Raw genomic sequence first — 14279 nt, forward strand, 5'->3', positions numbered from 1 at the left:
GCAATTTAAAGCATCTGTCTAAAAGACAGATGCTTTTTTTGTGTTCAATAAAAATTTATCTAGTCGGATTCCAATTAATTGCGTATTTAGGAGCTAGTTTAGTATAATTAAAGTCAAAAATAGTCAAAGTCAATGTATAATATTTTATGAGAGGGGTATTTTTTATGAGAAATATTTCTGATATTATTGAAGCTTATTTAAAACAGGTATTAGAATCGCAAGAGGCAATTGAGATAAAGAGAAGTGAAATTGCTGATAAATTTGAATGTGTTCCTTCGCAAATAAATTATGTAATTAACACACGTTTTACAATGGAAAGAGGCTATATTGTTGAAAGTAAGCGCGGCGGTGGTGGGTATATTCGAATTATTAAAGTGAAAATGAGCGATAAATTGCAGTTGCTGGATGCGATTATTTCTATGGTGCACGACAAGAGGGTTTCTCAGGCGTTTGCAGAGGACGTTGTGTGGCGATTATTGGAGGAAGATGTGATTACGCAAAAAGAGGCTCGACTGATGGTTGCTGCGATGGACCGGGAGGCATTGATTATTCCGCTTCCTGATCGGGATATTTTGCGTAGCCGCGTTTTGGAAGCTATGTTGATTGCTTTGAAGTATGACTGAAATTTGAAAGGGTGATTGGATGCTTTGTCAAAAATGCGGTGAGAATGAGGCGACAATGGAAATTCAACAGGTGAGTCAGGATGGGGCTTTGGAGAGTCTCTATATTTGTGAGAATTGTGCGGCGGAGATTAGTTCGCTTGAAAATGAGGTCGCAAAAGCAATGGATACTTTTAATGAGATGGCATTGGACTTTCTGACACTTTTGCAGCAGGGGAGCAATCTTCAGACGGAGCAGGGGGCTGTGTGTGAACATTGCGGCTTGAGCTTCGATGATTTTTTAGCACATAATCGTGTGGGGTGTGAGCATTGCTATCAGGCGTTTCAAGAGCAGCTTGTTCCTATGATCGGGCGGGTGCAGAACAAGCATGTGCGCCATGTGGGCAAGATGCCGGCTCGTTTTGAAGAAGCAGTGAATCGCAGACAGGAAGTGCAGGCGTTACGGGAGCAAATTCAGGCGGCGGTTGCAGCTGAGGCATTTGAAGAAGCAGCGGTTTTGCGTGATAAGATAAAAGCTTTGGAGGCGCAGGAAGGGGGAGCGGAATGACTGAAAAACAGATGATTTTAAGTCAGCGGCTCAGTTCTTGGCTGGCAGAAGATGGGGATGACTGTGATGTCGTGATTAGTTCGAGGGTTCGACTGGCGCGGAATATTGCGGGGCAGCCTTTTCCAGTGTATGCTCAGAATGCGGAAATTATTGAGCGGGTGTCACGCGTTTTCCCGAGTGGCTTTTTGCGGATGGATATGCAGGATTTGACTGGGCTTGAGCGGGCGCTTTTGGTGGAAAAACATTTGATTAGTCCTTACTTGATGAGCAAGTCACTGCAAGGGGCCGTTTTGATTAATGAGGCAGAAGATGTTAGTATTATGATCAATGAGGAAGACCATTTGCGTATTCAGGCGATGGCGGCGGGACTCAATTTGTTTAAGGTGCTCGAGGGGGCGCTGGAGATGGATCGCAAAATTGAGCAGGAAATCCCACTTGCTTTTGATCAGCAGCTGGGCTATTTAACCAGTTGTATGACGAATATCGGGACAGGGCTTAGGGCGTCGGTGATGGTGCATTTGCCGGGACTGGTTCAGACAAAGCGGATCCGAAAAATGATTGAAGCGATTAGAAGCGTGGGTTTTGTGGTAAGAGGTATGTACGGGGAAGGCAGCCGACCTGCGAGTGATATTTTTCAAATCTCCAATCAGCTGACTCTTGGGAAAACAGAGGAAGAGATCGTCGAGGATTTGACACAGGTGATCGAACAGTTGATTATGCAGGAACGCGTTGCCCGTACGAGTTTAAAGCAAAAGTTCCATATTCTTTTGGAAGATCGTTTATTCCGAGCTTATGGGCTGCTTAAAAATAGCCGCGTGATTTCAGCTGGTGAAAGTGCAGATGCGATCTCAGATTTGCGTTTAGGGATAGAATTGGGTTATTTTGAGCATATCCCTCGCGAAAAAATGAATGAATTGGTACTATTTTCGCAACCAGCATTTTTGCGGATGGCTGCAGAGAAAGATATGAGTGAACTGGAAGAAAAAGTAATCCGTGCTTCTGTTATTCGCACGATTTTAGGTGAGGAATAAGAGGTTAACGGAAAGGAGGAAACAACAATGATGTTTGGTCGATTTACCCAACGTGCACAAAAGGTATTAGCGTTATCTCAGGAAGAAGCAATGCGCCTTAATCATAGTAATTTAGGAACGGAGCATATTTTGCTTGGATTGGTTCGTGAAGGTGAAGGAATTGCAGCTAAAGCGTTATATGAGCTTGGAATCAGTGCGGAAAAAGTTCAGCAGGAGGTCGAAGCGCTGATCGGGCAAGGTGAAAAAGCGGTGACGACGATTCAATATACGCCAAGAGCTAAGAAGGTTATTGAACTTTCGATGGATGAGGCGCGTAAATTAGGTCATACTTATGTGGGAACGGAGCATATTTTACTAGGGCTGATTCGTGAGGGTGAAGGCGTGGCAGCTCGTGTGCTTAGCAATCTGGGGGTAAGCTTGAATAAGGCTCGTCAGCAAGTACTGCAGCTTCTAGGTGGCGGAGATGCGGCGGCTTCTGGTCGTCAAAGCAATACACAAGCAACGCCTACGCTGGACAGCTTGGCGCGGGATCTGACAGTGATTGCTCGGGAAGAAAATCTTGATCCGGTCATTGGGCGTGCAAAAGAAATTCAGCGTGTTATTGAAGTGCTCAGCCGGCGGACGAAAAATAATCCGGTGCTGATTGGTGAACCGGGTGTTGGTAAAACAGCGATTGCAGAAGGTCTGGCGCAGCAAATTGTGCATAACGAGGTGCCGGAAACTTTACGTGGGAAACGTGTGATGACGCTTGACATGGGGACGGTCGTGGCTGGTACGAAATATCGTGGTGAATTTGAAGACCGTTTGAAAAAAGTGATGGATGAAATCAGACAAGCGGGAAATGTAATTCTGTTTATCGATGAGCTGCATACGCTAATTGGAGCTGGTGGTGCTGAAGGGGCAATTGATGCTTCCAATATTTTGAAACCACCGCTTGCTCGTGGAGAATTGCAATGTATTGGTGCGACAACACTGGATGAATATCGAAAATATATTGAAAAAGATGCGGCGCTTGAAAGACGCTTCCAGCCGATTAAAGTAGATGAACCTTCTGTAGATGAATCCATTCAAATTTTGCACGGATTGCGGGACCGGTATGAGGCGCATCATCGGGTAGCTATTACAGATGAAGCCCTAGAAGCTGCTGTAAGGCTCTCTGATCGTTATATTTCGGATCGGTTCTTACCGGACAAGGCGATTGATGTTATTGATGAGGCGGGCTCAAAAGTGCGTTTGAAGGCTTATACGACTCCAACTGGTTTGAAAAAAATGGAGGTTGAGCTTTCAGAGTTGAAAAAAGAGAAGGATGCGGCTGTTCAAGGGCAAGAATTTGAAAAAGCGGCGGCTCTTCGTGATAAAGAACAAAAGCTGAAAAAAGTGTTGGAAGAGAAAAAAGGCAGTTGGAAAGAACAGCAAGGCATGGATAACAGTGAAGTTACAGAGGATGTTGTGGCGGAAGTGGTGGCAAGCTGGACTGGAATTCCGGTGACGAAGCTGGCAGAAACGGAAACGGATAAGCTGCTCAAAATGGAAAAATTGCTTCATCAGCGTGTGATAGGTCAGGATGAAGCTGTGAAAGCTGTTTCGCAGGCGGTACGTCGGGCTCGTGCGGGGCTTAAGGATCCGAAACGACCAATTGGCTCCTTTATTTTCCTTGGACCAACTGGGGTAGGGAAGACGGAGCTCGCGCGCGCGCTAGCTGAATCAATGTTTGGTGATGAGGAGGCCATGATTCGGGTTGATATGTCCGAGTACATGGAGAAATTCTCGACGGCTCGTCTTGTTGGCTCGCCTCCGGGTTATGTTGGCTATGAAGAAGGTGGGCAATTGACGGAAAAAGTTCGTCAAAAACCATATTCGGTTATTTTGCTGGATGAAATCGAAAAGGCGCATCCAGATGTTTTCAATATGCTGCTGCAAGTGCTGGATGATGGCCGATTGACGGATTCGAAAGGCCGCGTGGTTGATTTTCGGAATACGGTTATTATCATGACGTCGAATATTGGGGCACAGGAAATGAAGCAGGATAAGTCAATGGGCTTCAATGTGGCGGATGTGACGAAAGATCATAAAGCGATGGAACACCGTGTTTTACAAGAATTGAAACAGGCTTTCAGACCGGAATTCATTAACCGGATTGATGAGACAATCGTTTTCCATTCGCTGACTGAAAAAGAATTGAAGCAGATCGTTACATTGCTGACAAAACAGTTGACGAAGCGTTTGGCTGAGCGGAACATTCATGTGAAATTGACCGAGGGGGCCAAGTCGAAAATTGCCAAAGATGGCTATGATCCAGAATATGGTGCACGGCCGCTCAAACGGGCTATTCAAAAGAATGTTGAGGATCGTCTTTCAGAAGAATTGCTAAGAGGTCATATCAAGCCGGGAGACAATGTAGAAATCGGCGTGAAAGATGGCGAGCTGGAGGTTCGTAAAAAGGATATTGCGAAGCCTGCTGTTCAAAAAGCCAAATAAGTAACGAGTATTTTAGTGGATGCTGATCTTTGAATGTCCTTTTTGACTTCAGGATCAGCATTTTTAGTGATTTTTTTGCTCGAAAATTTGGAAAAAGTGTTAAAAAATCAACTTTGCTAAAAAGACTAAACAGAACGTATGATCTGTGTTAGAATAGAACAAAGCGAAGGGAGACGAACAAATGGCCAAAGCAAAACGTACAACGAAATTTGTCTGCAACTCGTGCGGCTATGAATCACCAAAGTGGATGGGGAAATGTCCGAATTGTGGCGAATGGAATCAGATGGTCGAAGCGCTGGAGCCTTCTAAGAAATCACGTTCAGCGTTTACACATACGGGGGAGCCTTCAAAAGCAACACGGATTACCGATGTCACAAGTGAATCAGAAAAACGAGTGGCTACAAAAATGCCGGAACTGAATCGTGTGCTCGGCGGCGGGATTGTGGAAGGATCCATGGTGTTGGTTGGTGGGGATCCTGGTATTGGGAAATCCACATTGCTTTTACAAGTATCAGCAGAACTGACAATGGTGGAGAAAAAAGTGCTTTATATATCAGGTGAAGAATCTGTCAAACAGACAAAACTTCGCGCTGAACGATTGAAGGTTACTGGAGATAATTTATATGTGTATGCAGAAACCAATTTAGAAGCGATCCAGGAAACGATTGATTTTATTAAGCCGGATTTTGTGATCATTGACTCTATCCAAACGGTCTATCATCCTGATGTGACGAGCGCGGCAGGAAGCGTTTCTCAAGTGCGGGAGTCTACGGCTGCGTTAATGCGTATCGCCAAGATGCAGAATGTGACGGTGTTTATCGTCGGACACGTAACGAAAGAAGGCGCCATTGCAGGGCCTCGCCTTTTGGAACATATGGTGGACACGGTGCTTTATTTTGAAGGTGAGCGCCATCATGCTTACCGAATTTTACGTGCGGTAAAAAATCGGTTTGGCTCGACCAATGAAATCGGGATTTTTGAAATGCGGGATGTTGGGTTGGTTGAAGTGGCCAATCCATCTGAGGTTTTTTTGGAGGAGCGTTTGGCGGATGCGTCCGGTTCGACAGTAGTGGCTTCGATGGAAGGAACACGGCCAGTTCTGGTAGAGATTCAGGCACTTGTTTCGCCTACGATGTTTGGAAATGCCAAGCGGATGGCGACAGGACTGGATCATAATAAAGTTTCGCTGATTATGGCGGTTCTTGAAAAACGGGTTGGTCTATTGCTGCAAAATCAGGATGCTTATTTAAAGGCTGCGGGTGGGGTCAAACTGGATGAGCCGGCTGTGGATTTGTCGATTGCAGTTAGTATTGCTTCTAGTTACCATGACAAACCGACGCGAAGTACAGATTGTTTCATAGGTGAATTGGGTTTGACTGGTGAAATAAGACGTGTATCGCGGATTGAAGAGCGTGTCAAAGAAGCAGCCAAGTTAGGATTTAAACGGATCTTTATTCCAGCGAATAATTCGGGATCTTGGAAGGTGCCGAAAGATGTGGAAATTGTTGCGGTTGACACGATTGCTGCGGCACTCAGTAAGGCTTTGCCGCGGTGAAAAGCAAGAAAAGAGACTGAGAAAAGCGTCTCTTTTTTTGTAAACTAAAACAATATTTGCCGTAGGTTGTTTCGATAGTGTAAAATGAATATGTGTGAAAATAAACTTGGAAAGGAGGAAAACGAATGCTAAAATGGGTAATTAGAGCGTGTTTTCTTCTGCTTGGAGGAACATCGGGAGTTTTTATTTTGCCGGTCGTTTGGGCAAAGCTAGGATTAAGCCACATCTTGTTAATTGATAATCCCTATTCCAATGCTTTGATTGGTGCACTTATTTTTTATCTTATTACATTTTGGGCTGTGAAATATATAGAATCCGCCCTCAATTGGTTAGAGGAAAAATTAACAAAAATTTCCAGCGTTACAATTTTATATGGCGGGGTCGGGCTGATCATCGGTCTTGTCATTGCATTTTTTGCTGGGAATGCATTTAGCCAAACACGTATTCCGATTCTTAATTCTGTTGTGCCGATTTTATTAACATTGGTTTTGGGATATTTAGGTTTCCGTGTGGGTATTGGTAGACGAAGCGAGTGGGGGAACCTTCTCAGCCGCACCCCAAAGAAAAAAGGCGTTAATGAGCCAAAAAACGAGGGAGAACAGGCACAGAAGGAAGATAATAGTGCGAAAATCCTTGATACAAGCGTCATTATCGACGGGCGGATTGCGGACATTTTACAGACGGGCTTTTTAAGCGGGACGATTGTTATACCGCTTTTCGTACTGGCTGAGCTGCAGCATATTGCGGATTCTTCTGATACGCTTAAGCGAACACGAGGGCGAAGAGGCTTGGATATTTTAAATCGCATTCAGAAAGAAGACGGCATTCATGTAGAAATGTATGAAGGCGATTTTGAGGATATTCAGGAAGTGGACAGTAAATTAGTGAAACTGGCGAAACTTACTGGCGGTAAAGTCGTGACGAATGATTATAATTTGAATAAAGTGGCTGAATTTCAGAATGTAGCCGTGCTGAATATCAATGACTTGGCCAATGCTGTGAAGCCGGTTGTTTTACCAGGCGAAAAAATGACAGTTCTAGTGGTAAAAGACGGAAAAGAGCATAATCAGGGGGTTGCCTATCTGGATGACGGTACGATGATCGTTGTAGAAGACGGGCGCAAATACATCAATGAAACAATCCGGGTCGAGGTGACAAGTGTTTTACAGACATCAGCTGGCAGAATGATTTTTGCTAAGCCGATCAATTGAACATGGAACCGGAGGAAGACAGGGGCTACGACATAATGAACTACGAACTGATTTTTTTGGCTGCGGGTCAAGGAAAAAGAATGCAGGCTGATAAAAATAAAATGTGGCTGGAGTTGTTTGAAGAGCCTATTTTCATTCACGCATTGCGGCCATTTTTGGCCGATAAAAGGTGTACGCATATCGTTCTTGTTTGTCAGAAAGGCGAGGAGAAGCTGGTAGAAGCTAACTTGGCAGCACTTTCTGTAGAAGCGGGACATGTGGATATGGAGATTGTGGTAGGCGGCTCTGAGCGGCAATACAGTGTGGCGGCAGGACTTGCCAAATGCGGCGTGGAGGATGTCGTTCTGGTTCATGATGGGACTCGACCTTTTGTGAATCTGGCCATTGTTGATCGACTTTTGCTCGGTGTGGCACAGCAAGAATCAGCCATTTGTGCGGTGAAAGTCAAGGATACGGTGAAACGGGTTTCGCTTGGACTAGTTCGTGAGACTATTGAGCGGGACAACTTATGGCAGATTCAGACTCCGCAGGCATTTAAGCGGGAGATTCTTGAACGGGCGCACTGGAAAGCGAATGAAGATCAGTTTTTAGGGACAGATGAAGCCAGTCTGGTCGAGCGTTTGGATGTGCCAATCCAAGTTGTGGAAGGAAGCTATTATAACATTAAGCTTACAACGCCAGAAGATATGCCGCTTGCAAAGGCAATTATGAGTGAGACAGGAGGCAGGTTTGAATGATTCGAATCGGACAAGGATACGATGTTCATCAGCTTGTAGCTGGGCGTAAACTGATAATTGGCGGGGTTACGATTCCTTATGAGAAAGGGCTGCTTGGTCATAGTGATGCGGATGTTTTGCTGCATGCTGTGACGGATGCGGTCATTGGAGCTGTAGGGAAACGTGATATTGGTCACTTTTTTCCGGATACGGATATGGCGTATAAGGATGCAGATTCGGCTGAGCTTTTGGCCAATGTCTGGCGGGAAGTCGAGCGTGAGGGCTTTCAGCTTGGAAATATCGACTGCACGATTATAGCAGAAAAGCCGAAAATGGCCCCTTATGTAGAGCGAATAAAAGAACGAATTGCCGAGCTTTTGCATGCGACGCCGGAACAGGTGAATGTCAAAGCAACAACGACAGAGCATCTGGGCTTTACCGGGCGCGAAGAGGGCATCGCTAGTTTAGCGGCTGTACTGCTGGAAAAATAACAGATTTTAAAGGAGTGGAGATTGTGGGAGACACAAAACGAGTACGCGTTCGTTATGCGCCGAGTCCAACAGGCTTTTTGCATATCGGGAATGCGCGTACAGCATTATTCAACTATTTGTTTGCAAGACATAATCAAGGAGACTTTATCATTCGGATTGAAGATACGGATGCGAAGCGCAACATTGAAGACGGCGAACAAAGCCAGTTGAAAAACCTTGAATGGTTAGGCATTGATTGGGACGAGGGAGTGGACAATCCAGGTAAATATGGTCCTTACCGCCAATCAGAACGTTTACACATCTATCAACCACTTATTCAAGAGCTGCTTGATAAGGGGCTTGCCTATAAATGCTATTGTACGGAAGAAGAGTTGGAAGCAGAACGTGAAGCGCAAAAAGCGCGGGGCGAAATGCCGAGATATGGCGGGAAATGCCGTCACTTGACTAAGGAAGAACAGGATGCGAAAGAGGCGGAAGGACTGAAACCAAGTATTCGCTTCAAAGTGCCTGAAAATGAAACGATTACTTTTAAGGATATCGTGAAAGATGAAGTGTCCTTTGATTCAAACGGCATTGGTGATTTTGTTATTCAAAAGAAAGACGGAATGCCAACTTATAATTTTGCCGTAGCGGTAGATGATCATCTGATGGAGATGACACATGTGCTTCGCGGGGATGATCATATCTCGAATACGCCGAAACAGTTGATGATTTACAAGGCATTCGGTTGGGAGCCGCCAACATTTGGTCATATGACGCTGATTGTTAATGAAAGCCGCCGCAAGTTAAGCAAGCGGGACGGTTCGATTATTCAATTTATCGAGCAGTATCGTGACTTGGGTTACTTGCCGGAAGCGCTCTTCAACTTTATTGCGATGTTAGGTTGGTCGCCAGAAGGGGAAGAAGAAATTTTCTCGAAAGAAGAGTTTATCAAGATTTTTGATCCGAAACGTCTTTCCAAATCGCCAGCATTGTTCGATAAGCAAAAGCTGGCTTGGGTAAATAACCAATATGTGAAGAAGCTGTCGCTTGAAGAAGTGGTAGAGCTTTGTTTGCCGCATTTGAAAAAAGCAGGACGCATTGCTGAAAATCCAAGTGCTGAGGAAGCGGCGTGGGTTGAAAAGCTTGTCTCTCTTTATCATGAACAAATGAGCTACGGTGCGGAAATCGTGGAGCTGTCTGAAATGTTCTTTGCGGCAGATGACAGCATTCATTATGATGAGGAAGAGCAGGAAGTCCTTGCGCAAGACACAGTTGCCACAGTTATTGAGGCATTTGTACAGGAAGTAGAAACAATCGAAAGTTTTGAAGCAGCAGAAATCAAAGCGGCGATCAAACGGGTTCAAAAAGCAACTGGTGTGAAAGGAAAAGGCTTGTTTATGCCGATTCGGATTGTCACAACAGGCGAAATGCATGGGCCGGAGCTTCCGCTTGCAATTGAAGTTTTAGGACGTGAAAAAGTAAGTAATCGGTTGCGTCATTGGCTGAATCAATAAAATAAAAGGGTGGAGCAGTGAGTGATAGGCTGCTCCACTTTTACTTAAGGCTGAAAAAGTTGCGAATAAATTTTTAGCTGATATAATAAAGTTAATAAAATCTCGACAAAATGATGATGGGAAGAAGTAAGAAATTGTAAGACTATCAGAGAGAGCGGCGATTCGCTGGGAGCCGCTTAGTCCGACGTTTCTGAAATGCATCCTTGAGTTCTAGTGGGAAAATTGAAGTATCACTGGACGGCGGCAGGTCGTTATTCCTGTTAAAAGTTGGAGTCCTTGTTTTTTGGGGGGCTCAATCAGAGTGGAACCGCGCAAGACGTCTCTGTCAGGGGGCGTCTTTTTACGTGCCTTCAAATAGGGGGATTTGGTGCGGTTGATGAAAGGAGTTTGTAAAATGGCTGGCAGATTAAGGGAAGATATTACGACGGTTATAAAGAATGATGCAGCAACACGCGGCTTCTGGGATGCCTTTTTTACAAATCCGGGGCTGCATGCTCTTTGGGCGCACCGTATAGCTCACTTTTTTTATAAAAATAATATGATTGTTTTTTCAAAGATGATTGCACAATTTGCAAGGTTTACGACTAATATTGAAATCCATCCGGGGGCTGAAATTGGGCGTAGATTGTTTATCGACCATGGTGCTGGTGTAGTGATTGGGGAAACGGCTGAAATTGGCGACGATGTGATTATTTTTCATGGTGTAACGCTTGGTGGGACGGGGAAAGATTCTGGAAAGCGTCATCCGACAGTGGGAAATGGTGTGTTGATTTCAGCGGGTGCCAAGATTCTAGGACCTATTCAAATCGGTTCCAACGCAAAAATTGGTGCGAGTGCAGTCGTGCTAAAGGATGTGCCGCCGGATTCGACGGTTGTGGGGATTCCGGCAAAAGTAGTTCGATTGAATGGACGAACAGTAGGGCATGTAGAGCCGAATATTGATGCGCTTTATCAAAGAATGAGTGAACTTGAAAGGAAAATAGAAAAACTGGAGCAAGGAGAGAAGAACGATGACTTTACAGATTTATAATACGTTATCTCGTGAAAAAGAAGTTTTTAAGCCGCTTGAAAAAGGAAAAGTCAAAATGTATGTCTGCGGACCGACCGTGTATAATTTTATTCATATTGGGAACGCTCGGCCAATCATTGTTTTTGATACAGTGCGGCGTTATTTGACGTATCGTGGTTATGACGTGCAGTTTGTTTCCAATTTTACGGATGTGGATGATAAGCTGATTCGTGCGGCTGAGGAATTGAAACTGACGGTGCCGGAAGTGGCTGATCGCTTTATCGGGGCTTATTTTGATGATGTGGATCGGTTGAATGTGGCAAAAGCGTCTGTTAATCCGCGAGTGACGGAAAATATGGCGGATATCATTACGTTTATTGAGCAGTTGATTGAAAAAGGATTCGCCTATGAGTCAGCAGGTGATGTTTATTTCCGCTCGAAAAAATTTGAAGGGTACGGGAAGCTTTCCAATCAACCGATGGATGAATTGCAACACGGAATTCGTGTGGAGGCCAATGATCGGAAGGAAGACCAGCTAGATTTCACTCTTTGGAAAAATGCGAAGCCGGGGGAGATCAATTGGGAAAGTCCTTGGGGCAAGGGGCGTCCGGGCTGGCATATCGAATGCTCGGCTTTGGCGCGTAAATATTTAGGTGATACGATTGATATTCATGCTGGCGGGCAGGATTTGATTTTTCCGCATCATGAAGATGAGATTGCACAGTCCGAAGCGCTGACGGGGAAAACTTTTGCCCGGTACTGGATGCACAATGGCTTTTTGAATATTGATGGGGAAAAAATGTCGAAATCATTGGGGAATTTTATTACGCTGCATGATGTTTTGAAAGATCATGATCCGAATGTGATTCGCTTCTTTATGCTTTCTGTCCACTATCGGCGGCCGATTTCTCTAAGTGATGCAACGCTTGAGGATGCTAAAAACGGGCTGGATCGTTTGAAAACGGCCTATCAGAATATCGACTATCGGATTGTGAATGCCGAAGAGGATGATGTGAATGAACTGGAGCATGATGATTGGCTGGAGCAGTTGACAGAGCTTAAGCAGCAATTTGAAGATGAAATGGACGATGATTTTAATACGGCCAATGCGATTACGGCTTTCCATGAGCTTGCTAAGCGTGCCAATATTTATTTAACAAAAGAGAAGGTATCGATAGCCGTCATGCGTGAATTTTTAAGTATGATGCGTTTGTTTGCGGAGGTTCTAGGGCTGAAATTAGAGGAATCGAAATCAGTGGGATTAGACGATGGGGAAATTGATGAGCTGATCGAGGAGCGGCAAGTGGCGAAAAATGAGCGTAATTTTGATCGTGCCGACGAGATTCGTGATTTGTTGAAGGAAAAAGGCGTTATTTTAGAAGATACGGCACATGGAACACGTTGGAAAAGAGGCTGAGCATGGCAAAAATGAAGGATTATAAACAACTTAACGGTTTAGCACTTGCTTATATGGGTGATGCCGTTTATGAAAAACAGGTGCGGCTTCATCTGCTGGAAATAGGGAAAACGAGACCTAACCATCTGCACAAAACCGCGACCAAATATGTTTCGGCCAAAGCGCAAGCCTACATTTTACAAACGCTTTTAGATGAAGGGTTTTTGAACGAAGAAGAAGAGCTGATCATGAAACGAGGACGGAATGCGAAAAGTTATTCAGTTCCTAAAAATACGGATGCGGCGACTTATAATATGTCTTCGGCGTTTGAAGCGGTTATCGGCTATCTTTTTCTTGGAGAAGAGACGGAACGCTTAGCTTTATGGATGGAACGTGCTATCACAATTATTGAAGAAACGGAGCTGAAAAAATAATGGATCAGGAATGGATTGGCGGGCGGAATCCTGTCTTAGAAGTACTTCGCTCTGAGCGCGATGTGCATAAAGTTTATATTGCGGAAGGCTCACAAAAAGGCGTGATGAAGCAGATTATCGGCCTTGCAAAAGAAAAGAAGGTAGAGATTCGTTTTGTGCCTAAAGCGAAGATTGATAAAGTTGTCAGCGGGGCGCATCAAGGCGTGGCAGCTCAAATTGCCGCCTATCAATATTTTGAATTAGAGGACCTCTTTCAAAAAGCGGAAGAAAAACAAGAGGATCCGTTCTTTATCATACTGGATGAGCTGGAGGACCCGCATAATCTTGGTTCCATCATGCGGACGGCTGATGCAGTGGGGGCGCACGGCATCATTATTCCCAAACGGCGCTCTGTCAGTTTAACGCAAACGGTTGCCAAAGCTTCTACTGGTGCAATCGAATATGTGCCTGTCGTTCGGGTGACCAATATTAGCCAGACAATTGAGAAATTGCAAAAGCGGGGTGTTTGGGTCTTTGGGACGGATGCTAAGGGAAGCAGTGATTACCGTACGATGGATGCGAGTCTCCCTCTTGCAGTTGTGATCGGCAGTGAAGGCTTTGGCATGAGTCGACTGGTTCGGGAGAAATGTGATTTTCTGATTCATTTGCCGATGGTTGGCAAGGTGACATCACTGAATGCTTCGGTGGCAGCCAGTTTGCTTCTTTATGAAGTTTATCGAAAACGATTTCCATTGGGGGAATAGGTGATGCAGCATATTTTTCTCGTAGATGGGTATAATGTGATTGGCGCGTGGCCGGAGCTGAGCCGATTGAAGGATTATGATCTGGAGGCTGCGCGGAACACGCTGGTCGAATGGATGGCCGAATATCAGAGTTATACAGGTTACCGGGTGGTGGTTGTTTTTGACGCGCAATACGTCCGGAGTTCGCAGCGGAAAATGATCCAGCATAAGGTGGAGGTTGTCTATACGAAAGAAGACGAGACGGCTGATGAATATATTGAACGCAAGGCGATCGAATGGAAAAATGCTAAGACACAGATTATCGTAGCGACGAGTGACTATACGGAACAATGGGCGATTTTTGGGCAGGGGGCGCTGCGGCTTTCTTCCAGAGAGCTGTTGTTTGAACTTCAGGAGATGACCAAATCGACAAGTCGCAAAATTCAACGGATCCAGGAGAAAATGCCGAAATCAAAGCTGAACTTGGATTCTGAGACGCTAAAACAGCTGGAAATGTGGCGGAGAGGCCAAAAATAGTCGTTGACCGCTAGACGCTTATCTCTGTATAATAGA

General features: G+C 44.9%; 14 protein-coding genes and 1 other annotated feature. All 14 genes read left to right on the forward strand.

From position 1 onward, the window contains the following. The first annotated feature begins 164 nt into the window (after nucleotides 1–164). A complete protein-coding gene (locus CS921_RS10570) occupies nucleotides 165–623 on the forward strand; it encodes a CtsR family transcriptional regulator (RefSeq protein WP_099223697.1) in 459 nt (152 codons plus the stop codon). Between the two features lie 19 nt (nucleotides 624–642). Beyond that, the gene (locus tag CS921_RS10575) at nucleotides 643–1167 is read left to right on the forward strand and encodes a UvrB/UvrC motif-containing protein (RefSeq protein ID WP_099223700.1); all 525 of its coding nucleotides are present in this window, start codon (nucleotides 643–645) and stop codon (nucleotides 1165–1167) included. Next, nucleotides 1164–2198: a protein arginine kinase gene (locus CS921_RS10580; RefSeq protein WP_240422340.1), complete on the forward strand. Its 1035-nt coding sequence runs from the start codon at nucleotides 1164–1166 to the stop codon at nucleotides 2196–2198. The genes CS921_RS10575 and CS921_RS10580 overlap by 4 nt, the downstream gene beginning before the upstream one ends. A gap of 27 nt (nucleotides 2199–2225) precedes the next feature. Then, nucleotides 2226–4676 (forward strand): ATP-dependent Clp protease ATP-binding subunit, encoded by a 2451-nt coding sequence (locus CS921_RS10585; RefSeq protein WP_099223702.1) that lies wholly within the window; start codon nucleotides 2226–2228, stop codon nucleotides 4674–4676. A 181-nt stretch (nucleotides 4677–4857) separates the two neighbouring features. Then, the gene (gene radA / locus CS921_RS10590; protein ID WP_099223705.1) at nucleotides 4858–6231 is read left to right on the forward strand and encodes a DNA repair protein RadA; all 1374 of its coding nucleotides are present in this window, start codon (nucleotides 4858–4860) and stop codon (nucleotides 6229–6231) included. Between the two features lie 125 nt (nucleotides 6232–6356). Continuing rightward, nucleotides 6357–7442 (forward strand): PIN/TRAM domain-containing protein, encoded by a 1086-nt coding sequence (locus CS921_RS10595; protein WP_099223707.1) that lies wholly within the window; start codon nucleotides 6357–6359, stop codon nucleotides 7440–7442. A gap of 35 nt (nucleotides 7443–7477) precedes the next feature. Then, nucleotides 7478–8179, forward strand: a complete 702-nt coding sequence (gene ispD, locus CS921_RS10600; protein ID WP_099223709.1) for a 2-C-methyl-D-erythritol 4-phosphate cytidylyltransferase — start codon at nucleotides 7478–7480, stop codon at nucleotides 8177–8179. Then, nucleotides 8176–8649 carry a 2-C-methyl-D-erythritol 2,4-cyclodiphosphate synthase gene (ispF, locus tag CS921_RS10605; protein WP_099223711.1) on the forward strand — a complete coding sequence of 158 codons (474 nt, stop codon included), beginning with the start codon at nucleotides 8176–8178 and terminating at the stop codon, nucleotides 8647–8649. The genes ispD and ispF overlap by 4 nt, the downstream gene beginning before the upstream one ends. A 23-nt stretch (nucleotides 8650–8672) precedes the next feature. Beyond that, nucleotides 8673–10145, forward strand: a complete 1473-nt coding sequence (gene gltX, locus CS921_RS10610; RefSeq protein WP_099223713.1) for a glutamate--tRNA ligase — start codon at nucleotides 8673–8675, stop codon at nucleotides 10143–10145. Between the two features lie 104 nt (nucleotides 10146–10249). Continuing rightward, nucleotides 10250–10472, forward strand: a binding site (T-box leader). A 67-nt stretch (nucleotides 10473–10539) separates the two neighbouring features. Then, complete coding sequence (epsC, locus tag CS921_RS10615; RefSeq protein WP_099223715.1) at nucleotides 10540–11175, forward strand: serine O-acetyltransferase EpsC; 636 nt, start codon at nucleotides 10540–10542, stop codon at nucleotides 11173–11175. Then, nucleotides 11156–12571, forward strand: a complete 1416-nt coding sequence (gene cysS, locus CS921_RS10620) for a cysteine--tRNA ligase (protein ID WP_099223717.1) — start codon at nucleotides 11156–11158, stop codon at nucleotides 12569–12571. The genes epsC and cysS overlap by 20 nt, the downstream gene beginning before the upstream one ends. Before the next feature lie 2 nt (nucleotides 12572–12573). After that, the gene (locus CS921_RS10625; RefSeq protein WP_099223719.1) at nucleotides 12574–12984 is read left to right on the forward strand and encodes a Mini-ribonuclease 3; all 411 of its coding nucleotides are present in this window, start codon (nucleotides 12574–12576) and stop codon (nucleotides 12982–12984) included. Continuing rightward, nucleotides 12984–13727 (forward strand): 23S rRNA (guanosine(2251)-2'-O)-methyltransferase RlmB, encoded by a 744-nt coding sequence (gene rlmB / locus CS921_RS10630; protein WP_099223721.1) that lies wholly within the window; start codon nucleotides 12984–12986, stop codon nucleotides 13725–13727. The genes CS921_RS10625 and rlmB overlap by 1 nt, the downstream gene beginning before the upstream one ends. A 3-nt stretch (nucleotides 13728–13730) precedes the next feature. Next, entirely contained in the window at nucleotides 13731–14243 is a 513-nt protein-coding gene (locus CS921_RS10635) for an NYN domain-containing protein (protein WP_099223723.1), read from the forward strand. The last annotated feature ends 36 nt before the right edge of the window (nucleotides 14244–14279 follow it).

The sequence above is a fragment of the Listeria costaricensis genome (assembly GCF_900183385.1).
Taxonomy (GTDB): Bacteria; Bacillota; Bacilli; order Lactobacillales; family Listeriaceae; genus Listeria; species Listeria costaricensis.

Coding starts and splice junctions, on each gene's coding strand:
- CS921_RS10570 (WP_099223697.1), top strand. CDS start 165: ATGAGAAATATTTCTGATATTATTGAAGCTTATTTAAAACAGGTATTA.
- CS921_RS10575 (WP_099223700.1), top strand. CDS start 643: ATGCTTTGTCAAAAATGCGGTGAGAATGAGGCGACAATGGAAATTCAA.
- CS921_RS10580 (WP_240422340.1), top strand. CDS start 1,164: ATGACTGAAAAACAGATGATTTTAAGTCAGCGGCTCAGTTCTTGGCTG.
- CS921_RS10585 (WP_099223702.1), top strand. CDS start 2,226: ATGATGTTTGGTCGATTTACCCAACGTGCACAAAAGGTATTAGCGTTA.
- radA (WP_099223705.1), top strand. CDS start 4,858: ATGGCCAAAGCAAAACGTACAACGAAATTTGTCTGCAACTCGTGCGGC.
- CS921_RS10595 (WP_099223707.1), top strand. CDS start 6,357: ATGCTAAAATGGGTAATTAGAGCGTGTTTTCTTCTGCTTGGAGGAACA.
- ispD (WP_099223709.1), top strand. CDS start 7,478: ATGAACTACGAACTGATTTTTTTGGCTGCGGGTCAAGGAAAAAGAATG.
- ispF (WP_099223711.1), top strand. CDS start 8,176: ATGATTCGAATCGGACAAGGATACGATGTTCATCAGCTTGTAGCTGGG.
- epsC (WP_099223715.1), top strand. CDS start 10,540: ATGGCTGGCAGATTAAGGGAAGATATTACGACGGTTATAAAGAATGAT.
- cysS (WP_099223717.1), top strand. CDS start 11,156: ATGACTTTACAGATTTATAATACGTTATCTCGTGAAAAAGAAGTTTTT.
- CS921_RS10625 (WP_099223719.1), top strand. CDS start 12,574: ATGGCAAAAATGAAGGATTATAAACAACTTAACGGTTTAGCACTTGCT.
- rlmB (WP_099223721.1), top strand. CDS start 12,984: ATGGATCAGGAATGGATTGGCGGGCGGAATCCTGTCTTAGAAGTACTT.
- CS921_RS10635 (WP_099223723.1), top strand. CDS start 13,731: ATGCAGCATATTTTTCTCGTAGATGGGTATAATGTGATTGGCGCGTGG.